This window comes from Streptomyces sp. NPDC020965 (genome assembly GCF_044333555.1).
GTDB lineage: Bacteria > Actinomycetota > Actinomycetes > Streptomycetales > Streptomycetaceae > Streptomyces.
This window is the reverse complement of sequence record NZ_JBIRRE010000002.1, coordinates 397,977-420,830: the sequence shown is the minus strand read 5'-3', so window position 1 is coordinate 420,830 and position 22,854 is coordinate 397,977. Positions and strand designations below refer to the sequence as shown.

At 70.0% G+C, this 22,854-nt stretch carries 19 protein-coding genes; 6 read left to right on the top strand and 13 right to left on the bottom strand.

Annotated features, from left to right (window positions below; genetic code table 11):
* Window positions 1–51 precede the first annotated feature (51 nt).
* Window positions 52–1,041, top strand: coding sequence for a sigma-70 family RNA polymerase sigma factor (locus ACH4S7_RS08760; protein ID WP_398520383.1), 990 nt, complete (start codon window positions 52–54; stop codon window positions 1,039–1,041).
* 76 nt (window positions 1,042–1,117) lie between these two features.
* On the opposite strand, the gene ACH4S7_RS08755 is transcribed toward ACH4S7_RS08760, so the two are convergent.
* The 9 genes from ACH4S7_RS08755 to leuE all read right to left on the bottom strand — a co-directional run bounded on the left by ACH4S7_RS08755 (window position 1,118) and on the right by leuE (window position 11,874).
* The gene (locus tag ACH4S7_RS08755; protein ID WP_398520382.1) at window positions 1,118–1,420 is read right to left on the bottom strand and encodes an STAS domain-containing protein; all 303 of its coding nucleotides are present in this window, start codon (window positions 1,418–1,420) and stop codon (window positions 1,118–1,120) included.
* A 456-nt stretch (window positions 1,421–1,876) separates the two neighbouring features.
* Window positions 1,877–3,154 carry a thymidine phosphorylase gene (locus ACH4S7_RS08750; protein ID WP_398520381.1) on the bottom strand — a complete coding sequence of 426 codons (1,278 nt, stop codon included), beginning with the start codon at window positions 3,152–3,154 and terminating at the stop codon, window positions 1,877–1,879.
* Window positions 3,155–3,256: 102 nt separating this feature from the next.
* Window positions 3,257–3,652: a cytidine deaminase gene (locus ACH4S7_RS08745; protein ID WP_398520380.1), complete on the bottom strand. Its 396-nt coding sequence runs from the start codon at window positions 3,650–3,652 to the stop codon at window positions 3,257–3,259.
* Window positions 3,649–4,938 carry an ABC transporter permease gene (locus tag ACH4S7_RS08740; RefSeq protein ID WP_398520379.1) on the bottom strand — a complete coding sequence of 430 codons (1,290 nt, stop codon included), beginning with the start codon at window positions 4,936–4,938 and terminating at the stop codon, window positions 3,649–3,651. Before ACH4S7_RS08740 ends, ACH4S7_RS08745 begins: the two co-directional genes overlap by 4 nt.
* A complete protein-coding gene (locus tag ACH4S7_RS08735) occupies window positions 4,935–6,047 on the bottom strand; it encodes an ABC transporter permease (protein WP_398520378.1) in 1,113 nt (370 codons plus the stop codon). The genes ACH4S7_RS08740 and ACH4S7_RS08735 overlap by 4 nt, the downstream gene beginning before the upstream one ends.
* Window positions 6,044–7,669, bottom strand: coding sequence for an ABC transporter ATP-binding protein (locus ACH4S7_RS08730; protein ID WP_398520714.1), 1,626 nt, complete (start codon window positions 7,667–7,669; stop codon window positions 6,044–6,046). The genes ACH4S7_RS08735 and ACH4S7_RS08730 overlap by 4 nt, the downstream gene beginning before the upstream one ends.
* Window positions 7,670–8,218: 549 nt before the next feature.
* Complete coding sequence (locus ACH4S7_RS08725) at window positions 8,219–9,259, bottom strand: BMP family protein (RefSeq protein ID WP_398520377.1); 1,041 nt, start codon at window positions 9,257–9,259, stop codon at window positions 8,219–8,221.
* 465 nt (window positions 9,260–9,724) lie between these two features.
* Window positions 9,725–10,951 (bottom strand): M20 family metallopeptidase, encoded by a 1,227-nt coding sequence (locus tag ACH4S7_RS08720; protein ID WP_398520713.1) that lies wholly within the window; start codon window positions 10,949–10,951, stop codon window positions 9,725–9,727.
* 257 nt (window positions 10,952–11,208) lie between these two features.
* Window positions 11,209–11,874 (bottom strand): leucine efflux protein LeuE, encoded by a 666-nt coding sequence (gene leuE / locus ACH4S7_RS08715; protein WP_398520376.1) that lies wholly within the window; start codon window positions 11,872–11,874, stop codon window positions 11,209–11,211.
* Window positions 11,875–12,150: 276 nt separating this feature from the next.
* On the opposite strand from leuE, the gene ACH4S7_RS08710 reads away from it, so the two are divergent.
* A complete protein-coding gene (locus ACH4S7_RS08710) occupies window positions 12,151–13,107 on the top strand; it encodes a L,D-transpeptidase family protein (RefSeq protein WP_398520375.1) in 957 nt (318 codons plus the stop codon).
* 208 nt (window positions 13,108–13,315) lie between these two features.
* Here ACH4S7_RS08710 and ACH4S7_RS08705 read toward each other — a convergent pair whose 3' ends face one another.
* The 4 genes from ACH4S7_RS08705 to ACH4S7_RS08690 form a co-directional block, all read right to left on the bottom strand.
* Window positions 13,316–14,761: a hypothetical protein gene (locus ACH4S7_RS08705; protein ID WP_398520374.1), complete on the bottom strand. Its 1,446-nt coding sequence runs from the start codon at window positions 14,759–14,761 to the stop codon at window positions 13,316–13,318.
* The gene (locus tag ACH4S7_RS08700; RefSeq protein WP_398520712.1) at window positions 14,761–15,654 is read right to left on the bottom strand and encodes an RNA polymerase sigma factor; all 894 of its coding nucleotides are present in this window, start codon (window positions 15,652–15,654) and stop codon (window positions 14,761–14,763) included. Before ACH4S7_RS08700 ends, ACH4S7_RS08705 begins: the two co-directional genes overlap by 1 nt.
* Before the next feature lie 416 nt (window positions 15,655–16,070).
* Complete coding sequence (locus ACH4S7_RS08695) at window positions 16,071–16,655, bottom strand: hypothetical protein (RefSeq protein WP_398520373.1); 585 nt, start codon at window positions 16,653–16,655, stop codon at window positions 16,071–16,073.
* A 451-nt stretch (window positions 16,656–17,106) separates the two neighbouring features.
* Window positions 17,107–18,690: a glycoside hydrolase family 20 protein gene (locus tag ACH4S7_RS08690; RefSeq protein ID WP_398520711.1), complete on the bottom strand. Its 1,584-nt coding sequence runs from the start codon at window positions 18,688–18,690 to the stop codon at window positions 17,107–17,109.
* Between the two features lie 402 nt (window positions 18,691–19,092).
* Between ACH4S7_RS08690 and sdhC the strand changes: the two genes are divergently transcribed.
* The 4 genes from sdhC to ACH4S7_RS08670 are packed head-to-tail and all read left to right on the top strand — an operon-like array spanning window position 19,093 to window position 22,494.
* Window positions 19,093–19,473, top strand: coding sequence for a succinate dehydrogenase, cytochrome b556 subunit (sdhC, locus tag ACH4S7_RS08685; RefSeq protein WP_398520372.1), 381 nt, complete (start codon window positions 19,093–19,095; stop codon window positions 19,471–19,473).
* Window positions 19,474–19,481: 8 nt separating this feature from the next.
* A complete protein-coding gene (locus ACH4S7_RS08680) occupies window positions 19,482–19,961 on the top strand; it encodes a succinate dehydrogenase hydrophobic membrane anchor subunit (protein ID WP_398520371.1) in 480 nt (159 codons plus the stop codon).
* Window positions 19,962–19,981: 20 nt separating this feature from the next.
* A complete protein-coding gene (sdhA, locus tag ACH4S7_RS08675; protein WP_398520370.1) occupies window positions 19,982–21,736 on the top strand; it encodes a succinate dehydrogenase flavoprotein subunit in 1,755 nt (584 codons plus the stop codon).
* Complete coding sequence (locus ACH4S7_RS08670; protein ID WP_398520369.1) at window positions 21,736–22,494, top strand: succinate dehydrogenase iron-sulfur subunit; 759 nt, start codon at window positions 21,736–21,738, stop codon at window positions 22,492–22,494. The genes sdhA and ACH4S7_RS08670 overlap by 1 nt, the downstream gene beginning before the upstream one ends.
* Window positions 22,495–22,854: the final 360 nt, after the last annotated feature.

The window sequence follows — 22,854 nt, the reverse complement described above, 5'->3', positions numbered from 1 at the left end:
CTGCTGTAGGTTCCCAAGGGCTGGTGCCAAAGGGATACAGGGGTGGATCCGATGAGTGATCTGGCGACAACACAGAATCTCGACTCCGAGCTGGAGCGGTATCGCAGAGAGCTGACCGGCTACTGCTACCGCATGCTCGGTTCGTCCTTCGAGGCGGAGGACGCCGTCCAGGACACCATGGTCCGCGCCTGGCGGAGTTTCGAGAAGTTCGAGGGACGTTCGTCGCTGCGATCCTGGCTGTACCGCATCGCGACGAACGTCTGTCTCGACATGTTGAACGCGGGCAATCGTCGGGCCCGCCCGATGGATCTGTCGGGCCCGACACCGGTCGCCCAGGCACAGCTCAGCGCCCGTCCGGAAGCCACCTGGCTGGAGCCGGTGCCGGACGGACGGGTGCTGCCGTCGGTCGCCGACCCCGCTGAGCGCGCGGTGGAGCGCGAGACGATCCGGCTGGCGTTCGTCGCCGCGCTGCAGCACCTGCCGCCGAAGCAGCGCGCGGTGCTGATCCTGCGCGAGGTGCTGGCGTGGAAGGCCCAGGAGGTCGCGGAGCTGCTGGACACGTCGGTCGCCTCGGTCAACAGCGCGCTCCAGCGGGCCCGGGCGACCCTCGCCGAGTCACCACCCGCGGCGAGCGATGCGTCCAATCCGCTCGACGACGAGCAGCGGAAGCTGCTGGAGCGCTATGTCGCCGCCTTCGAGGGGTATGACATGGTCGCGCTGACCGCGGTGCTCCATGACGACGCCACCCTCTCCATGCCCCCGTACGACCTGTGGCTCCAGGGCCACGAGAACATCGTCGGCTGGATGCTGGGCGTGGGTTCGGTGTGCCGGGGTTCGCGGCTCGTGCCGACCGTGGCCAATGGGATGCCCGCGTTCGCCCACTACCACGCGGCGGAGGACGGCGACGGGCATGTGCCGTGGGCGCTGATGGTCATGGAGATCCGCGACGGCAAGATCGCGGGGATCAATTCCTTCCTCGACACCGAACGCTGGTTCCCGCTCTTCGATCTGCCGGCGCGGCTGGCGAAGGGGGAGGCATAGGCCCTTCTCGTGGGGTCGCGGGGGCGCGGGCTCATGGGGTCGCGGGGGCCGGCGCCGCTGTGTGGGTGCGGTGCTTTCACTCCGTCTCGATGAGACCCGCCGGGGTTTCGGCCAGCCCGACCAGGGCGAGGAGGGCCAGCAGTTCCGGGGTGGCCGAGCGGAGGTGGAGGCGACACCCCCGTCTGCGGGCGGTGAGCCGCAGCCGGGCGAGCGCGTCGACGGCGGCCAGATCGGCCGGGGCCAGCGCGCCCACATCGTAGATCGCCTCAGTGGCGGGGGCGTCGGCGAGGCGTCGGATCAACTCCGCGCAGAGGCGAGGTATGTCGTCCCGGGTCACTCGCCCGGAAACATGTACGACGATCGGTTGTGTGGTGTCCACACGACAGTGACTGCCCCCGGGCCCGGAACTCATCGCCGGGCCCGGGAGCGGACGCGGCTGGCGCCCCTCGGCGGCGGGGGCACGGACGGGTTTCGGGCGGTGGCGCGTCGACGGGGCCCCCGGCCGCGGAGCGGGAGTACGGCCCCCGCCCGGCTGCCGCGCCGGCGTGGGCGGGCTCCCCGGTGGTGGGAGCGCGCACGGGTTTCCCGGCGGTGGGGCATCGACGGCCCCGCTCGGCTGCGGGGCAGTACGGGCCCCGGGCCGGGGGTCGCACCCGGGCCGGACCCGAGCGCGGGCCTAGGGACGCACCCGGGGCGCGGGCGCGGACCGGACGCCGCGTACGGGGCCCCGGGCCGAGGGACGCACCCAGGCCCGGGCGGGACGCCGACGGGCCGGCGACCGGGTGGGGGGACCACCGGGTGCGCCGGCCCGGGTGCGGGAGGCCGGGGGCGTCCGTCAGGCGATGCGGCCCAGCACGATCGGGTTCGCGGTGAAGTCCGTACCGGCCGGGGCAATGTCGTACGCCGACTCCAGCGACGACAGCGCGTAGGAGAACTTCTCCGGGGTGTCCGTGTGCAGGGTCAGCAGCGGCTGGCCCTCGGTCACCGTCTCGCCGGGCTTGGCGTGCAGTTCGACGCCCGCGCCCGCCTGGACCGGGTCCTCCTTGCGCGCGCGGCCCGCGCCGAGGCGCCAGGCGGCCACGCCGACCGCGTAGGCGTCGAGACGGGTCAGGACGCCCGAGGCCGGGGCGGTGACGATATGCCGCTCGCGGGCGGTGGGCAGGGTGGCGTCCGGGTCGCCGCCCTGCGCCGAGATCATCCGGCGCCAGACGTCCATGGCGGAGCCGTCGACGAGGGCCTTGGCCGGGTCGGCGTCCTTCAGACCGGCCGCGTCGAGCATCTCGCGCGCGAGGGCGAGGGTCAGCTCGACGACGTCGGAGGGGCCGCCGCCGGCCAGCACCTCGACGGACTCACGGACCTCCAGGGCATTGCCCGCGGTGCGGCCGAGCGGGGTGGCCATGTCGGTGAGCAGGGCGACCGTCCGTACCCCGCTGTCGGTGCCCAGCGCGACCATGGTGGAGGCCAGCTCGCGGGCGTCCTCGATGGTCTTCATGAAGGCGCCGGAGCCGACCTTGACGTCCAGGACCAGCGAGCCCGTGCCCTCGGCGATCTTCTTCGACATGATCGAGGAGGCGATGAGCGGGATGGCCTCGACGGTGCCGGTGACATCGCGCAGCGCGTAGAGCTTCTTGTCGGCGGGGGCGAGCCCGTCACCCGCCGCGCAGATCACCGCACCGGTGGTGTCCAGGACGTGCAGCATCTCCTCGTTGGAGAGCAGCGCGCGCCAGCCGGGGATGGACTCCAGCTTGTCGAGGGTGCCGCCGGTGTGGCCGAGACCGCGGCCGGAGAGCTGCGGTACGGCGGCGCCGCAGGCGGCGACCAGCGGGGCGAGCGGCAGCGTGATCTTGTCGCCGACACCGCCGGTGGAGTGCTTGTCGGCGGTGGGCCGGGAGAGCGCGTCGAAGTTCATCCGCTCGCCGGAGGCGATCATCGCGGCGGTCCAGCGGGCGATCTCCGTGCGGTTCATGCCGTTGAGGAGGATCGCCATGGCCAGCGCCGACATCTGCTCGTCGGCGACTTCACCACGGGTGTAGGCGTCGATGACCCAGTCGATCTGCTCCGGGCTCAGCTCACCCCGGTCCCGCTTGGTGCGGATGACGGAGATGACGTCCATGGCAATTCCTCCAGAGGTGGTGCGTGACTCCCAGCGCTCTACGCGCATAGAGACGAGGGTAAGGGTGCGGCCCCTCCGCGCACGCGAAGGGGCCGCCAGGGACTACGCCAGATGCTTGGGCCCGAACGCCTGCGGCAGCATCTCCGCCAGCGACACGATCCCCCCGGGAGTGTCGAGAAGCAGCTCGGGCCCCCCGAACTCGTACAGCAACTGACGGCAGCGACCGCACGGGACCAGGCTCTCGCCCCGGCCGTCCACACAGGTGAAGTGGGTCAGCCGGCCGCCACCGGTGGCCTGGAGCTGGGAGACGAGCCCGCACTCCGCGCAGAGGGAGAGCCCGTAGGAGGCGTTCTCCACATTGCAGCCGGTGACCGTGCGACCGTCATCCACCAGCGCCGCCACGCCGACCGGGAAGTCCGAGTACGGGGCGTACGCGTGGCTCATCGCCTCGCGCGCCAGCTCCCGCAGGCCCTCCCAGTCGAACGGCGCATCCGTCATTTGCCCTGGCCCTTGCGATATCGCATACCGTCCGCCTTCGGCATGCGTAGTCGTTGCGCGGAGAGCGAGAGGACGAGCAGGGTCACCACGTACGGGGTGGCGGTCACGAACTCGGTCGGCACGGTGTCCGTGTTCAGGTACCAGAACAGCACGACGGCGGCGATGACCGCGCTGATCACGGCCGGGACCAGGTTCTTGCGGTAGTACTTCCACACCGCGAGCCCGATGAGCACGACCACCAGCAGCAGCAGGAGGGCGTGGACGGACTGGCCGCCGTTGCGGAGCTGGAGCGCGTCGGCGAAGCCGAAGAGTCCGGCACCCATGGCGAGACCGCCGGGCCGCCAGTTACCGAAGATCATCGCGGCGAGGCCGATGTAACCACGGCCGCCCGTCTGGCCCTCGTTGTAGATGTGCGAGGTGACCAGCGAGAGGAACGCGCCGCCCAGACCCGCCATACCGCCGGAGACGATCACGGCGATGTACTTGTACTTGTAGACGTTGACGCCCAGCGACTCGGCGGCGATCGGGTTCTCGCCACAGGAGCGGAGCCGGAGGCCGAACGAGGTCTTCCACAGCACCACGAACGTCATCACGAAGAGCAGCACGGCCACGATCGTCAGCAGCGACACATTGGTGACCAGACCGCCCAGGACACCCGCGAGGTCCGAGACGAAGAACCAGTGGTGGTCCTCGATCCAGTTCAACCCGTCGGAGATCCCGGGCACCGTGACCGAGGTGATGTCGTCGGACGGCGGCGACTGCTTCGGGCTGCCACCCGCCTTCAGCGCCTCCTCGCTGTTGAACCAGAGCTTGGCGAGGTAGGTGGTGACACCGAGCGCCAGGATGTTGATCGCGATGCCGGAGATGATGTGGTCGACACCGAAGGTCACGGTGGCCACCGCGTGCAGCAGACCGCCGAACATACCGCCGAGGACACCGGCGGCCACACCGATCCAGGGATCCGTCTGCCAGCCCGCCCAGGCGCCGAAGAAGGTGCCGAGGATCATCATGCCCTCAAGGCCGATGTTGACCACGCCCGCGCGCTCGGCCCACAGTCCGCCGAGACCGGCGAGACCGATCGGCACCGCCATCGAGAGGGCGGCGCTGATCTGGCCGGAGGAGGTGACGTCCTGCGCGCCGGTGATGGCGCGGACCGCGGACAGGGCGAGCAGAACGCCCGCGATGATCAGCAGGATGACCGGGAAGGAGAGCCGGGTACGGCCCCTTTTGCCGCCGCTCACCTTGGGGGCCGCGGGCGGCGGGGTGGAAGTCGCCGTGGCGCTCACGCCGACACCTCCTGCTTGTCGGAGTTACGGGCCTGGGCGGCGAGTTTCGCGCCGACCTGCCGCTGCTGACGTTTGAGGCCGTAGCGGCGCACCACTTCGTAGGCGATGACGACGCAGAGGACGATGACGCCCTGGATGACGCCGACGATCTCCTTGTCGTAGCCCTTGAATTCGAGCTGACCGCTGCCGCGCTCCAGGAAGGCCCAGAGGATCGCGCCGAGCGCGATGCCCACCGGGTGGTTGCGGCCGAGGAGGGCGATGGCGATACCGGTGAAGCCGATGCCGACGGGGAAGTCGCCGCTGTATTCGTACGAGTCATTCAGCAGCGTCGGCATCCCGACCAGGCCGGCCATGGCGCCGGAGATCAGCATCGAGGTGACGATCATCCGCTTCACATTGACGCCGCTGGCCTGGGCGGCGGAGCCGGACTGGCCCACCGTCCGCAGGTCGAAGCCGAAGCGGGTACGGGAGAGGGTGAACCAGTAGGCGATACCGGCGATGATCGCGACCACGATGAAGCCCCAGACGGGGGTCGGGGTGGTCGGGAACTCGAAGAAGCGCGAGGACTCCGGGATCGGCTTGGTCGAGATCTTCGTACCCGCCGTGTCCAGGTGGCCGAGGCGGCCGGACTGGAGCAGGTAGCCGATGATCGCGGTGGCGATGGCGTTCAGCATGATCGTGGAGACGACCTCGCTGACACCCCGGGTGACCTTGAGGAGACCGGCGATACCGGCCCACATCGCACCGACGAGCATCGCGCAGAGGATGATCAGCGGGATCTGGATCGGTCCCGGCAGGGTCAGCGCACCGCCGAGCGCGGCGGCGAAGAAGGCGGCGAGCCGGTACTGGCCGTCGACACCGATGTTGAACAGGTTCATCCGGAAGCCGACGGCCACCGCGAGACCCGCCAGATAATAGGTGGTGGCCTTGTTCAGGATGTAGACCTGGCTGTCCGCCTTGGAGCCGTAGTCGAACATAATGCTGAAGGCGTTGAACGGCTCCTTGCCGGTGGCCGCCAGTACCAGCGCCGTGACCAGGAACGCGACCACGATCGCGAGCAGAGGGGCCGCGAGCCCCAGGAGCACCCGCTCCTTGTCGAACTTCTTCATCGGTCCTCTTCCCCGTCGCCGGGAGTATCGCCGGAGGTGCCCGCTTCGGGCTTCCCGTCGCCGGGAGTGTCACCGGGGGTGTCCGCTTCGAGATGGCCGCTGGCCGCGCCGGTCATGGCCGAGCCCAGTTCCTCCGGAGTGACGTTGGCGGGGTCGGCGTCCGCCACGAGCCGGCCGCGGTACATCACCCGCAGGGTGTCGGAGAGCCCGATCAGCTCGTCCAGGTCCGCGGAGATCAGCAGTACCGCCAGGCCCTCCCGGCGGGCGGCCCGGATCTGGTCCCAGATCTGGACCTGCGCGCCGACGTCCACACCACGGGTCGGGTGGGCGGCGATCAGCAGCTTGGGGGCGTGGCTCATCTCCCGGCCGACGATCAGCTTCTGCTGGTTGCCGCCGGAGAGGGAGGCCGCGGTGACGTCGATACCGGGGGTGCGGACGTCGTACTCGCGCACGATCCGCTCGGTGTCGGCGCGGGCCGCCTTCAGATCGAGGAAGACGCCCTTGCTGTTGGGCTTCTCGGTGACATGGCCGAGGATGCGGTTCTCCCACAGGGGGGCTTCCAGCAGCAGTCCGTGGCGGTGGCGGTCCTCGGGGATGACCGCCATCCCGTCCTCGCGGCGCTTGCGCGTCGGCCGGTGCGAGATGTCCTCGGTGTCGAGCGTGAGCCGGCCGGTGTCCAGGGTGCGCATACCCATGATCGCCTCGACCAGTTCCGACTGGCCGTTGCCCTCCACACCGGCGATGCCGAGGACCTCGCCCTTGTGGATGGTGAAGTCGATGCCGTCGAGCACCGCGCGGACGACGCCGTCGGGGTCGGTGGCGGTCAGCCGCACGTCCTCGACCGTCAGCATCGGCACATCGGTCACGGTGGACTCACGGGTCTCGGGCGAGGGGAGTTCACTGCCCACCATCAGCTCGGCGAGCTGCTTGGGGGTGGTGGACGCCGGGTCGGCGGTACCGACCGTCGTACCGCGCCGGATGACCGTGATCTCGTCCGCGACCGAGAGCACCTCGCCGAGCTTGTGCGAGATGAAGATGACGGTCAGGCCCTCGGCCTTCAGCTCCCGCAGGTTGTTGAAGAGGGCGTCGACCTCCTGCGGGACGAGGACGGCGGTCGGCTCGTCCAGGATCAGGGTGCGGGCACCCCGGTAGAGGACCTTGAGGATCTCCACCCGCTGGCGGTCGGCGACACCGAGGTCCTCCACATGGACGTCGGGGCGGACGTTGAGGCCGTAGGTGTCCGAGATCTCCTGGATCTTGGCGCGGGCCCGGTCCCCGATCCCGTACAGCTTCTCGGAGCCGAGGACGACGTTCTCCAGGACGGTGAGGTAATCGGCGAGCATGAAGTGCTGGTGCACCATGCCGATTCCGCGGGTGATGGCATCACCGGGGTTGTGGAACGAGACCTGCTCGCCGTCGACCGCGATGGTGCCCTCGTCCGGCTTCTGCATACCGTAAAGGATCTTCATCAGGGTGGACTTGCCGGCGCCGTTCTCGCCGACGAGGGCGTGCACGGTGCCGCGGGCCACGGTGATGTCGATGTCGTGATTGGCCACGACGCCGGGGAACCGTTTGGTGATGCCGCGCAGCTCTACGGCATGGGGACTGCTGGACGCTTTGATGGCGCACTCTCCAGGGCAGGGAGCGGAGGCGGTGGTGGCGAAAACTACCGTGTAGCCGGAAAACTACGCGCGTAGCGCGGCCAAATCGTTGAAGAGCCGGACGCGGGGGGCGGATCCGGCTCGCGCGATAACCGAATCGAGGCTCGCACCGGGGGTGTTTCGGTGCTCACTCCGGGGGTCGATACGCGCACCGGGAGGTGCTCTGGTACGCGTACCGGGGGTGTTTCGGCGACTCGTACCGGAGGTCTCCGGTGCTCGCACCGGGGGTGTTCCGGTAGCTCGCACCAGGGATCTTCCCGTAGCTCGTACCGGGGTGGATCAGGGGCTCGTACCGGCTGACCGGTGGTTCCGGTCGGACCGGGGTCTCGCGCCCCTCCCCCGGACCGTGCCGGCCAGGGGCCGGATACCGGGTCGAGGGTGGTCGAGGGTCGAGCCGTGGAGCGGGACGGCGGTCCGGACCCCGGGGAGACCGGGGTCCGTGCCGTACGTGGGTCGGGGCCCGGATGAGCGGCGCAGGCCGCTCTCACCGGGCCCCGATCAACGTCCCGATCAGGTCGTGGTCTTGACCTTGATCTGGCCGTCGATGATCTTCTTCTTCGCGGCGTCCAGCTTGCCCTGGATGTCCTTGAGGTGGTCACCCGTGGTGGTGAGGCTGACACCGTCCTCGGCGAGCGAGTAGGTGTGCGTGCCGGTCAGCGGCTTGCCGTCCTTGACGGACTTGGCCAGCTCGAAGACGCCGGTGTCGACGTTCTTGACGACCGAGGTCATGATCGAGCTCGCGTACTTGGAGAGCGCCGGGTCCTTCGCCTGGTCCGAGTCGACACCGATCGACCAGGAGCCCTTCTTGGCGGCGACGGCCTCGATGGCGCCGGCGCCGGAGCCGCCCGCGGCCGTGTAGATGATGTCGATGCCCTTGTCGAGCATTCCCTGGGCGGCCTGCTTGCCCTTGTCGGGGCTGCCGAAGCCGGAGAGGTCCGTACCCGTGGTCAGGTACTGGATCTGCACGCTGGCCTTGGGGTTGGTCTCCTTGACGCCCTGCTGGAAGCCCGCGGCGAACTTCTTGATCAGCGGAAGGTCCACTCCGCCGATGAAGCCGATCTTGCCGTCCTTGGACTTCAGCGCGGCGGCGACACCGGCGAGGTAGGAGCCCTGCTCCTCGGTGAAGACGATGCTGTCGACGTTCTTCGCCTCGGAGACCGAGTCGACCAGGCCGAAGCTGGTCTTGGGGTACTTGGCCGCGACCTTGTCGATCGCGTCCTTGTAGGCGAAGCCGACGGCGACGACGGGGTTGAACCCGCCCTCGGCGAGCGAGGAGAGACGGGCCTCGCGGTCCGCGGGCGTCTCGCCGTGCTTGGCGGTCAGCTCCTTGGTCTCGGCGCCCAGGTCGGCCTTGGCCTTGTCGAGACCACGGGCGGCCGAGTCGTTGAACGAGTTGTCGCCACGACCGCCGACGTCGTACGCCATGCCGATCTTCAGCTTGCCGTCCTCCGAAGTGGACGACTCGGTGGACGATTCACCGCACGCGGTGGCGGTGAAAGAGAGGGCCGCGGTCGCGATACACGCGGCAGTGATCTTGGATACCCGGCGCAAGAGGAGGAGTCCCTTCGAGACTGACCGAAAGCGCCTCTTCCGGCGCTGGTTTTGCCGCGATCGTAACGCGCGTAGATGTCAGTTAAAGACCTGTTCATGAGTCGTTATCGGATCGTCGCGAACAGGCCATGGGAACCACCTAGCGTAGTGCGGCGCACACGGCTCTGAGCTGCCACGACACGCGGATGTGCGCCTGACGTCGGATACGGGACGGGGTACGGGCACGGGCGCGCGCTGCCCCCTGGCCGGGGTGGGACGGGTGCGGGACTGAGGGGCGGCCCGGGTCCGGCTCGGGTCCGGCTCGGGTCCGGTGGGGTGGGGTGGGGCTGGGGCTGATGGGGCAAGCGGGGCTGCCGGGGATCGGGTACGGGGCCGGTACGGGACGGTCGGGGGGCGCGGCGGTGAACCCGACGGTGCACCGTGGCCCCGCGCACCCCGTGACCCGCCCCTTACACGCCCCGACCGTCAGGCGGCGCGGCCGGCGTCGATCAGGGCGGCGGCCGTGAACAGTTCCACCCCGACCTCGATCGCCCGCTCATCGGCGTCGAAGTCGCCCCGGTGCAGATCGTGCTTGGTCGCCTCACCCGGCGTACGCACCCCGAGCCGCGCCATCGCGCCCGGCACGTGCTCCAGATACCAGGAGAAGTCCTCACCACCCAGGCTCTGTTCGGTGTCCTCGACGGCGGACTCACCGCGCCGGGCGATCTGCGCCTCGCGCAGCAGCTCCGTGATCACCGGATCGTTGACCACCGGGGGCACCCCCCGGACGTAGTTGATCTCCGACTTGGCACGGTGCAGGTTGGCGATCTCGTCGATGGCCGCGTGCACCAGGTCGGGGGCGGCCCGCCAGCCCGGCAGGTCCAGGCAGCGCACGGTGCCGGAGAGTTCGGCGTGCTGCGGGATGACATTGCAGGCGTGGCCCGCGTCGATCCGGCCCCAGGTGACGGCGAGCCCCGACCGGGCGTCGACGCGACGGGCCAACAGCGCCGGGACCTCGGTGACGACCTTCGCCACGGCGGTGACCAGGTCGGTGGTCAGATGGGGGCGGGCGGTGTGTCCCCCGGGGCCGTCGAGGGTGACTTCGAGCCGGTCGCAGGCGGAGGTGATGGGCCCGGACCGCAGCCCGATGACGCCCGCGTCCACCCGGGGGTCGCAGTGCACCGCGATGATCCGGCCGACGCCGTCCAGGACTCCGGACTCGATGGCGTCGGCAGCGCCACCGGGGAGCACCTCCTCGGCGGGCTGGAAGATCAACCGCACCGGCTGCGGCAGCAGTCCCCGTCGGTCCAGCTCGGCCAGCACGAGTCCGGCGCCGAGGACCGTGGTGGTGTGCACGTCGTGCCCGCAGGCGTGGGCCCGATTGGGGACGGTGGAACGGTAGGGGACGCCGGTCTTGGTGTCGGGGATGGGGAGTGCGTCGATGTCCGCGCGGAACGCGAGGAACGGCCGCGTCCCGTCCCAGGTGCCGATGTCACAACTGAGCCCGGTGCCGCCGGAGAGTACGCGCGGCTCCAGGCCGGCCTGCTCCAGTCGCGCCTTGATGGCGGCGGTCGTACGGAACTCCTGGTTGCCCAGCTCGGGGTGCATATGGAGATCGCGCCGGAAGGCGATCAGCTCGGCACGCAGCGCGGTGGACAGTGTGCCGGGCAGTTCGACGCTGCCGGGCAGATCGGCTTCGGACTCACGGGACATCAGTTGGTTCACCTGGTGAAGGGTAGGCCCCGGAGGGGGTCAACTGACCACTGATCAACAAAAGTTCAGCCCGATAGACGAAGGAAAAGTGGCCCTCTCAGGGCATGAATGCGGACGTCTCTGGGTAAGCTCACGCTTCATTTCGACGGTACCTCAACCTGTCGGACTCCGCCTTGAGGCACTGCGCACGGGGGCCGTGGGGTGGGGCTGCCGGATGTGCCCCGGGCAGGTGCCCGCGGATGTGTGCCGCACCCGCCTCAGGAGGTGCTGGTCAGGGAGAGCTTCACCGCGAAGCCGAGGAAGAGCGCGCCCGCCGCCGAGGTCACCCCCGCCGAGAGCCGCTTGCGGCGGCGGAATGCGGCGGCCAGATGGGTGCCGGTGAATATCAGCAGCGTCAGGTAGAGGACGCTGGCGGCCTGCGCGAGCGACCCGAGCACCAAGAAGGACAGCGCGGGGTGGGCGTAGGCGGGATCCACGAACTGAACGAAGAAGGCGATGAAGAACAGGATCGCCTTCGGGTTGAGCAGGCTGATCACCAGGGCCCTGCGGAACGGCCGCTCGATCTTCTCCGGCTTCTCCGGCACGGTGGAGTCCGCCGCGACGGCCGACTGCTCACGCCGCTCGCGCCACATCGACCAGGCCGCGCGCAGCATCCCTATCGCCAGCCAGGTCAGATAGCCCGCACCGGCGAACTTCACGATCCCGAAGAGCAGCGCATTGGCCTGGAGCAGCGAGGCGACGCCCGCCGCCGACAGCACCATCAGCACGGCATCCCCGCACCACACACCGGCGGCGGCCGTGTATCCCACGCGCACTCCGCGTCGCGCGGCGACCGAGAGCACATACAGCGAATTCGGACCCGGCAGCAGGATGATCAGGACAAGGCCCGCCAGATAGGTCGGTAGATCGGTAACACCCAGCATGGATCGGAGTCTCGCACACGGGTACGACACTCGGCCGAGAATTTCAGGGTGGACCGCACCGCTGGTGGGGCCGGACAGGCCGACGGGATACCGGGGCGGGCCGGGTGCGGCGGGATCGGGACGTGTCCGTCGGCGCCCGGGTGCCCGTATCGGCCTGCGCCGACGCGCAGTTGGTGGCTTCCTCCTCATGGCGCGGAGCATCGTGCGGGATTGCGCAACCGGGCCGCGCGGGGTTCCCTCTCTCTGAAGGGGAGACGGAATCACAGGGGGATGAGGATGCGCCGCCATATCGCCGCCATACGGGAATCGGGCCCCGGACCGGCCACCGGTCCGACGCGGCGTAGGCCGGCGCGGGGAGCGCTCGCCGCCGCTGCCGTGCTTGCCGTGGTCACCGGCTGCACGGCCCAGGCCGCCGACCTGCCGTCCAGCGGGGCTGACGGCAAGCCGGGCGGTTCGCCGCCGGTGGCCCGGTCGTCGCCGCCCGCGCCCCGGCCGACCCCGACCGTCGAACCGACCCGCCAGGCATCGCCGGATGCGACTCCGGAACGGACGCGCGAGAAGACCGCCGAGCCGACGCCCACGCCGAGCGCGGCGCCCCCCGAAGTACTGCTCGCCAGGGGCTCCCAGGGTGTGAAGGTCCGCCGTCTCCAGGCCAGGCTCGCCCAGATCGGCTGGTTCCACACCGCTCCGACCGGTGTGTACGGGCGGCTCACGGCCGCCGCCGTCGAGGGTTTCCAGGGCCGGCGCGGTCTGCCGGTCACCGGTGACACGGACACTGTGACCTGGCAGCGGCTGCTCGGTATGACGACCCGGCCGACCGAGGCCGAGCTGACCGGCAAGCCGGCCGACAAGCCGCAGCCCAAGCTCGACCCGCGCTGTACGACGGGCCGGGTGATGTGCGTCAGCAAGACCAGCCGCACACTGTCCTGGGTGGTCAACGGCACGGTCCGCGCGTCCATGGACGTACGGTTCGGCTCCGAGTACACCCCGACCCGGGAGGGCGTCTTCAGCGTCTTCCTGAAGTCGAAGGACCATGTCTCGTCGCTGTACGACACCCCCATGCCGTACGCGATGTTCTTCAGCGGCGGTCAGGCGGTGCACTACTCGTCGGACTTCGCCGCCAGCGGTTACAACGGCGCCTCGCACGGATGTGTCAATGTCCGGGACCGGAAGGCGGTCGCCGCGCTCTTCTCCGAGGTACGGGACGGCGACAAGGTCGTCATCCACTGGTGACCGCGCCCGCGCGGGCGGTCGAGGCGGTGGAGAAAGAGGCGCGGGCGGGACCGGGGGAACGTGTCCCGCCCGCGCCATACGCGCCGAGCCGTAGGTACGGGGGGAACCCCGGCTTCTGGCGCAGCCGATGACCAGTCGGCTCACTCTGTACTGCGCCGGGAGGCGTGGAAGTGTCACACCCATCGGTTCGGTTCGATGGAACCGCTGGTCACAGGCTCAGGAGAGCGGCTTCACGGCTATCGTCGCGGTGGGCCTGGCCCCGGTCGACGGTGGGGCTCCACGCCGCCGACGCGCCGCCTTCACTTCTTTTATCTGATGAATGCGCCTCACCCTTGGCTGGACGCATCCCACCCGTGGTGACCTCTTCGCCCGATTCGCCCCATGCGCATGGGCCACCGGGTTCACTCCTGGGCTTGGACTCGCTCGTGGGCCTGTTCTTGGGCTCGTGCTTCGTCTCCGGGTCGGCCTCGCCAGGGTTCTTGGGTTGCTTGGGCCCGTCCAGGTTCTTGTTGCCGGGGCCGTCACCGTGACCGGCCGCGTCACCCGAATGCCCCTTGTTCCCCGTCGGTTTCCCCGTCTTGTTTCCGGTCTTGTTCCCCGCGCCGCCCCCCGCGGCGGGCCCGCCGCTTCCGGGGTGCGTGCCATGGAGGTGAGGTCGGCCGCCGAGCAGCTTGTCGCAGAACCACTCGACCCGCCTTGCGCCCTTGGCCGCCTTCACCAATTTCCTCGCCCACACCGGATCGACGGTTCCGGCCCGGTGCGCCCGGCACGCGTCGGAGAGCCTGCGGTGCAGCTCCGCCTTCCGCTCGGCCTTCGACCGGGCGTTTCCGTCCCGGTTCCGGTGTCCGCCGTCCTCCGGCACCCCGGGCACGACGCCCGGCGCGGTTCCCGGGCCAGGGCGGTGCCCGGTGGACCCACCGGCCGAGGGGTCCGCTCGGGGGGACCGGGTCACCGGGGGTCCGGTCCCCGCCCCACCAGTGGGGGTCTCGTTCAGCAGCCGGGGCGTGTCCGCCGCCGAGACCGTGGCCGCGGGCGGGCTGTCGCCGAAGGGCGAGGGGAGCAGACCGGTGGTCGCCGCCACCGCGACACCGCCGAAGGCGAGACCGGCCACGGCGGCGACGACGGCGAACCGCATCGGGCCGCCCAGGCGGGTACGGGCCGAGCGGCGTGCCGTCGGAACCAGTCGCACGATCCCGAGGTCGTCGCCCCCGACCGCCGGGGCGCCGCCTGGGACCGGGACAGCCGGTGCCGGTACCTGCGCGCCTGCGGTGCCGGAGGCCATCGACACCTCGGCGGGACCGACGGTCCCGGAGACCGGAGCCACGGCCTGAGCCGGAGTCACAGTCGGAGCCGGAGTCGAAGTCGGAGTCGCATCCTGAGCGGAGAGGCTGGGGGCGGGCCGGCCCCTGTCAGGCGCCCCGGTGCCCGCCGCCGCGCGCCCCGCCCTGGCCTCGCGGAAAGCGGCCGTCGCCGCCGCCTCACCGGGCAGCTCACCGGCGTCGGAGCGGAGCGCCGGCGACCCCGCGTCCCGCAGGAACTCCTGGAGTCGTGCGACCTGGACGCGGGCGTGCCCGTCCGGGGCTTCGACCGGTTCACCGCGCAACAGCCGTTCCGCCGTCTCCTTGTCAAGCCAGTCGTACCGCTCGTCGGCCATCACATGTCCTTCTGCGTCCGCAGCCGTGTATGCGTCACACCGGCAGGTGCCGTAGCACCCGTCCGTGGCACGCGCTGCGGAGGCAGGCCATTCAGGTCAACACCGGGATCAGCGGGCCCGGCGCCCGTACGCGGATCGTCCGCCGCGGCGCCGTCCGCACCGTACGCGGTCTGGACCGGAGCCGCGTATTCCGGCTGCCCGTGTCCCTCCCCGTACGCCGGATCGAGTCCCTGATCACGCACTGGATCGGGTCCCTGGTCACGTATCGGATCGAGCCCCGGATCACGCACCGGATCGGGTCCCTGGTCACGTATCGGATCACGCACCGGATCGTGGGGCAGATCGTCGGCGCCCAACAGCTCGGCCAGCCGTTTCAGTCCACGGTGGGCGGCCGTGCGCACGGCTCCGGGCCGTTTGCCCAGCGTCCGGGCCGCGCTCTTCGCGTCGAGGCCGACCACCACCCGCAACATCACCGCCTCGGCCTGGTCCCTGGGAAGCCGCGCGATCAACGCCATGGTGCTGTCGGTGGAGAGGGCCTCCATCGCCTCGCCGGCCGTATCGGACTCGGCGGGCCTGCCGGTGAGTTCGGTCTCGTCGCCGCCGACGGCGGGGCGGCGGCCGCGCGTCCGTATGTGGTCGAGGGCCCGGTTACGGGCTATTCGCGCGGCCCAGCCCCGGAACCGGTCGGCGTCCCCGCTGAACCGGTCCAGATCGCGGGCGATCTGGAGCCATGCCTCGGACGCCACGTCCTCGGCGTCCGGTTCGCCGACGAGAGTCCGTACATAGCCGAGAAGCCGCGGGTGCACCGCGCGGTACACAGTGCGGAAAGCGCATTCGTCCCCGCCCTGAGCCGCGAGCACCGCGGCGGTCAGCTCCGCGTCGTCCCCCAGCACTTCCTCAACCTGTTCCGATTCGCAGCTGGTCACCACCGCTCACGCCCCCGTACGCGAGTCAGCACGCTACGACCTCCACCGGGGCCACGTCCATGGCTTGTACAACTTGCAACAATAGGCCGACCCGGTGCTTGTGTGACAGAAATCGCCCGTCCGGCGCTGAGTGGAGTACGGGGGCGCACGCGACCCCGGCCAATGGCGACCGGGGTCTCTCCTGTGGGGGGTGGCGGCTCCGGTCGTCCTTGCGTCTGCCACCGGACACCGCCCGGCAAACCTCCGGGTCGCGCCACTGGTTCACCCCCAGCCCGATCGCCCACACGGCACCGGTTCACCCCCGCCCGATCACCCACACGGCACCGCGCCAGCACTGCCCGGCCGCCCACACGGCACCCGCGCCAGCACTGCCGCCGGTGGTGTCAGCGACGGACGCGGGCCCGCCGCGACACGACCGCCCGCAGCACCCGCTGTCCCTCGGTCGAGATCCCCAGCACCTGGCGCAGCCCGGCCCCGCCGGTGCCGTCGGCGAGGATCTCCAGCACCCGCACCTGTCGTCGCAGCTCGCCCGTGAGCAGGGGCCCGGCATCGGTGGGCGCCCCCTCGCGGCAGTTCTTGAGGACCTCGACGACATCGGCCGCTTCGGGTTCCCCGTCGCCGGGTCCCCTGTCGAAGCGGTGGTGGAGTTCGAGGGCGGCCACGGAGCAGTCGTCGGCCCACTCCCGCAGGGGGGCCACCGTCCAGGTGGCCGGCGCGGCGGCCAGCATCTGCCGTACGAGAGCGGTGGCCTCGTCGTCGTCGGTCGTGTCCGCCATCGCCTCCCGGGCGGTGGCGAGCCGGTCGGCCCAACCGTCCGCACCCGCCGCGAGCCCCGTCCACAGGGGGCGCAGTGGGCCGGCGCCGGATTCGAGCGGTGGCAGACAGCGCTCCAGACAGGCGAGCCCGCTGCCGGCCAGCCCTCGCTCATCCGCCTGTGCGATCAGTTCCCTCAGGCACCTCGACGTCACCGACGCCTCCCATCGCGGACGCACCTCTCCCGGGCACGGTCCTCCGCACAGGGCCTTCTACTGGGCGGAACCGTGCATAGCCGCGTCCCGTGGCTCATTCCCGCTGTGCCGATGAACCGGAAATTCCGGCTTCTTCCAGGGGTGTGGAAGGGAGGCGCCTCGGCACGGGACTCGGGCCGCTTGGCGCAAAGTACCTCCTTGAGCGGTCTGGTCGCCACGGTTGTGCGGAGCTGAGTGGTTGTGCGGGCCCCTGGGCGCAATCCCTCAATCGAGCGCCAACCTCACACATTTGCACCATACTTCTGTTACATTTTGGTCACCTGGAAACTCGGTGGACGGGCCGCTCAACCGGCCCTTCCGCCTGGAGATGTCCGGGAATCAGCGGTGTGAGCCCGCGCACCCCCGAGCGGACTCACACCGCGCCCCCGCGCCCGAAACCGGGCCACGGCCCTCACTCCAGCCGCTGCGCCAGGGTCCGGAAATCGCTCCAGCTCCTGGCCGGGGGGCGCGGATCCCATACCTTCTGGGCCGTCGCCGCCAGCGGCATCGCAATGCCCTGGGCGATCTGCGCCGGGGTCTGCGCATTGGCCAGATCGCACCAGATCGCGAACCGGCCACCGAGGATCTGCTTCGCGTACCGCGCCGGCACCGGCCGGGTACCGCGCAGCACCAGCGGAGTCCACTGCTCGTAGATCCGGCGCCCGGTCGGATAGGTGAAGTCATTGGGCTCGCCGAGCACGTAGTAGAGGTATTCGTCGTTGAGGTTCACCACCGGCCGCCCCTCGGCCAGATACTCCTCCGGAGGCCGGGCCCCGATCTCCTTGCCGGTCCAGTACTCGACCTGGATGTCCTTGTCCACGCTCACCTGACCGCCGCGGAAGAACCCGTCGTTCCACGCCGCCAGCGTGCGGTCCTGCGGCCGGAGCACCGCCGCGCGATCGTTCACCCAGGCCGTCGCGAGATCCTGCACCCGCCCCTCGGGCCCGTACTCCTGCCGGGCGAGAGCCGCGAGCCCCGGAAAGGACGCCTCCGGGTCCTTCCTGGTCAGCGCCTGGTATTCGTCGCCGCCGAGATTCCAGAACCGGCCCTCGAAGAGTCCCGCGAACTCCGTCAGCAGCTCGTCCAGGAGCTTCGCCGAAGCCGGCTGCCCGATGTCGATGGCGCCGCGCACGGTCCGGCCCGTGACGTCCTTCAGTTGGAGATCGGGGTAGGCAGCGAGCACCGCGCCGAGGTGTCCCGGGGAGTCGATCTCGGGGATGACCGTGATGTGCAGGGAGGTGGCGAGGGTGAGTATCCGGCGCACCTCGGCCTTCGTCAGATGCTCCCGGGAGACGATCTCGGGGTGGGTGTCCGACTGGATGCGGAATCCCTGGTCGTCGGAGAAGTGCAGACCGAGCTGGTTGAGCTTGAGGTCGGCCATCGCGCGGACCCGGTCCTCGATCCAGGCCGCGGTGAACGACTTCCGTGCGATATCGATCATCAGCCCGCGCTGCGGCCGGTCCGGACGGTCCCGGACGACGCCCTCCGGCATGGCGCCGCCGGAGCGGACCGCCTGCTTCAGGGTGCGGGTGCCGTAGAAGACCCCGGCCTCGTCGGGCCCGGCTATCCGCACCCGGTCGCCGCTGGTGGTGACGGTGTACGACTCCGGGCCGCCCGGCTGCGAAGGCGCGAGGGCCAGCTCGACGTCGCCCGCACGGGCGGGCACCGCGCCCCGGTAGCCGAGCTTCAGCTCCCCGGCGAGCAGTCTGGCCTCGTCGGCGAGGGCCTCGCTGTCCGCCGCGATGACGATCCCGCCGTCCCCCGGCCGCCAGCCGGGGCCCCTGGCCGGTTCGTGCGTGCGGACGGACGGAATGGTGGCGGGCGTCTTCGAGAGGGGGTGCGTCCCGGTGGGTGACGGGGTCCGGGCCGGGGCGGGGGTCGTGGCGCGGGGCTCCGGTGCCCGGCCCGCGCCCGCCTCCGTGCGCCCGGTGCCGCCCGTGTCACCCGAATCGGCCATCCGTGCCGGGTCACCGTCGGAGCAGCCGCCCACCGTCATCGACAGGGCCAGGACCACGGCGACCGCCGCACCGAGCAGTCGGGGGCGCGGGGCGCGCCCGGAGTGCCGTATCACTCGGATACCTCCCAGATGGGCAGAAAATCTGACCAAACACCCCCGACCGGATCCGCTCTTCGGGAGAAACTCTCCCGTAGGGGTGAACATCGCGCATCCGCCGCGGCGCGCCCTGCCGGAATCATCGCCCCGAATCAGGCCGGTAGAAGGCTTCCCGATAGCCCGTACGAGGCTGTTTGATTGCCTGTTTGATCACACCAGTGGACCCCGGGCGAACGAACCGACAAGTCGTCGCTACGATGGCCAGGGCCGGTGGACCGTACCCGGCCGGGCCGACCGACAACCCGAGCCGGCAGGCCCCAGTCCCCGCTCCCGGAGGGATCTTCCGTGCCGGCTGGAACGCTGTACCGCGGCCGGGAAGGAATGTGGTCCTGGGTGGCTCATCGAGTCACCGGCGTCCTCATCTTCTTCTTCCTGTTCGTCCATGTCCTGGACACCGCACTCGTGCGTGTCTCCCCCGAGGACTACGACAAGGTCGTGGCCGTCTATAAGACGCCGATCGTCGCTCTGTTGGAGTACGGCCTCGTCGCCGCCGTCCTGTTCCACGCGCTGAACGGTCTCCGTGTCATCGCCGTGGACTTCTGGTCCAAGGGCCCGCGCTACCAGAAGCAGATGCTCTGGACCGTCGTGGGCATCTGGGTCGTGCTGATGGCGGGCGCGCTGTACCCCGTCCTCGGCCACGCCGTACGCGAAGTCTTCGGGAGCTGACGCCGAACATGTCCGCTGACACCTCTTCCGCGATCGGTCCCGTCGAGGGCGACACCCCGCACTACGACGTGGACAATCCGGCCCCGCTCATCGAGGCCCCGCGCAAGCGCACGAGCAGGACCCCGCGCTCCACGCGCGGCAATTTCGAGATGGTCGCCTGGCTCTTCATGCGCCTCTCCGGCGTGGTGCTGGTCGTCCTGGTCATCGGCCACCTGCTGATCCAGCTCGTCCTCGACGGCGGCGTCTCCAAGATCGGCTTCGCGTTCGTCGCGGGCCGCTGGGCGTCCCCGTTCTGGCAGGTCTGGGATCTGCTGATGCTCTGGCTCGCCATGCTGCACGGCGGGAACGGGCTGCGTACCGTCATCAACGACTACGCCGAGCGCCCGAACACGCGACTGTGGCTGAAGGGCCTGCTGTACACCGCCACGGTGTTCACCATCCTGCTGGGCACGCTGGTGATCTTCACCTTCGACCCGAACATCCGCTAAAGCCGGGGCTGACGAACCACATGAAGATCCACAAGTACGACACCGTCATCGTCGGCGCCGGTGGCGCGGGTATGCGCGCGGCCATCGAAGCCACCAAGCGCAGCCGTACCGCCGTGCTGACGAAGCTCTACCCCACTCGCTCCCACACAGGCGCGGCGCAGGGCGGCATGGCCGCGGCGCTCGCCAACGTGGAGGAGGACAACTGGGAGTGGCACACCTTCGACACGGTCAAGGGCGGCGACTACCTGGTCGACCAGGACGCCGCCGAGATCCTCGCGAAGGAGGCCATCGACGCCGTCCTCGACCTGGAGAAGATGGGCCTGCCGTTCAACCGGACCCCGGACGGCACCATCGACCAGCGCCGGTTCGGCGGGCACTCCCGCAACCACGGCGAGGCCCCGGTCCGCCGCTCCTGCTACGCCGCCGACCGCACCGGTCACATGATCCTCCAGACGCTCTATCAGAACTGCGTCAAGGAGGGTGTGGAGTTCTTCAACGAGTTCTACGTCCTCGACCAGCTGATCACCGAGGTCGACGGGGTCAAGAAGTCGGCCGGTGTCGTCGCGTACGAGCTGGCGACCGGCGAGATCCACGTCTTCCAGGCGAAGTCCGTCATCTACGCCTCCGGTGGCACCGGCAAGTTCTTCAAGGTGACCTCCAACGCGCACACCCTCACCGGCGACGGCCAGGCGGCCTGCTACCGGCGCGGGCTGCCGCTGGAGGACATGGAGTTCTTCCAGTTCCACCCGACGGGCATCTGGCGCATGGGCATCCTCCTCACGGAGGGCGCCCGCGGTGAGGGCGGCATCCTGCGCAACAAGGACGGTGAGCGCTTCATGGAGAAGTACGCGCCCGTCATGAAGGACCTGGCCTCCCGCGATGTCGTGTCCCGGTCGATCTACACCGAGATCCGGGAAGGACGCGGCTGCGGCCCCGAGGGCGACCACGTCTACCTCGACCTGACGCACCTGCCCCCGGAGCAGCTCGACGCGAAGCTCCCCGACATCACCGAGTTCGCCCGGACGTACCTCGGTATCGAGCCCTACACGGACCCGATCCCGATCCAGCCGACCGCGCACTACGCGATGGGCGGCATCCCGACCAACGTCGAGGGTGAGGTCCTGTCGGACAACACCACCGTCGTACCGGGTCTGTTCGCGGCCGGCGAGGTCGCCTGTGTGTCGGTGCACGGTGCCAACCGGCTCGGCACCAACTCGCTGCTCGACATCAACGTCTTCGGCCGCCGCTCCGGCATCGCCGCCGCCGAGTACGCCGCGAAGAACGACTACGTCGACCTTCCGGAGGACCCGGCGTCGCTGGTGGTGGCCCAGGTCGAGCGGCTGCGCGACTCCACGGGCAACGAGCGGGTCGCGGAGATCCGCCGCGAGCTGCAGGAGACCATGGACGCCAACGTCATGGTGTTCCGCACGGAGCAGACCATCAAGACCGCGGTCGAGAAAATCGGCGAGCTCCGCGCCCGCTACCGGAACGTTTCGGTGCAGGACAAGGGCAAGCGGTTCAACACGGATCTGCTGGAGGCCATCGAGCTGGGCAACCTGCTCGATCTGGCCGAGGTCATGGCCGTGTCGGCGCTGGCCCGCAAGGAGTCGCGCGGCGGTCACTACCGCGAGGACTACCCCAACCGCGACGACGTCAACTTCATGCGCCACACCATGGCGTACCGCGAGGTTGGCGACGACGGCTCCGAGTCGATCCGACTCGACTACAAGCCGGTCGTCCAGACCCGCTACCAGCCGATGGAGCGTAAGTACTGATGGCTACCCCCGTACTGGACAAGGTCGAGGCGGAGTCCGCAGCCTCCCCGTACATCACGGTCACCTTCCGGATCCGGCGCTTCAACCCGGAGGTGTCGGAGCACGCGGTCTGGGAGGACTTCCCGATCGAGATCGACCCGAAGGAGCGGGTGCTCGACGGCCTCCACAAGATCAAGTGGGACGTCGACGGCACTCTGACCTTCCGTCGCTCGTGCGCGCACGGCATCTGCGGCTCCGACGCGATGCGGATCAACGGCCGGAACAGGCTCGCCTGCAAGACGCTGATCAAGGACCTCAACCCGGAGAAGCCGATCACGGTCGAGGCCATCAAGGGCCTGACGGTCCTGAAGGACCTGGTCGTGGACATGGAGCCGTTCTTCCAGGCGTACCGGGACGTGATGCCGTTCCTGGTCACCAAGGGGAACGAGCCCACCCGCGAGCGCCGTCAGTCGGCCGAGGACCGGGAGCGCTTCGACGACACGACGAAGTGCATCCTCTGCGCGGCGTGCACGTCGTCGTGCCCGGTGTTCTGGAACGACGGCCAGTACTTCGGACCGGCCGCGATCGTGAACGCGCACCGCTTCATCTTCGACTCGCGTGACGAGGCCGGGGAGCAGCGGTTGGAGATCCTGAACGACAAGGACGGCGTCTGGCGCTGCCGTACGACGTTCAACTGCACGGACGCGTGTCCGCGTGGCATCGAGGTCACCAAGGCGATCCAGGAAGTGAAGCGGGCGCTGATCACGCGCCGCTTCTGACGTTCGCCCCATCGTCCCGTCGTCACGCCGGGCGTTTGGCGTTTGGCGTTTGGCGTTTGGCGTTTGGCGTTTGGCGTTTGGCGTTTGGCGTTTGGCGTTTGTGGCATCGTCGCCGTGGACGCTGTGAACGCCGTCCTGCGGGACGGTCGCTCGGTCGTACGGAGGAGGGCCTCGCATCCCTGTCGTGGATGCGGGGCCCTTCCGCGTACGGCGGGATCCGCCACGGACACCTCCGGCGGCCGGACCGCTCTCCCCCGGGCGGGACTTGTCGGCGGTGCGGATCCGCCCGGCTCACCGGCACGGTCGCCGGCCGAGATGTCCGGCCGCCCGGCCCGATCCATGGGCCCCGGCTTCACCGGG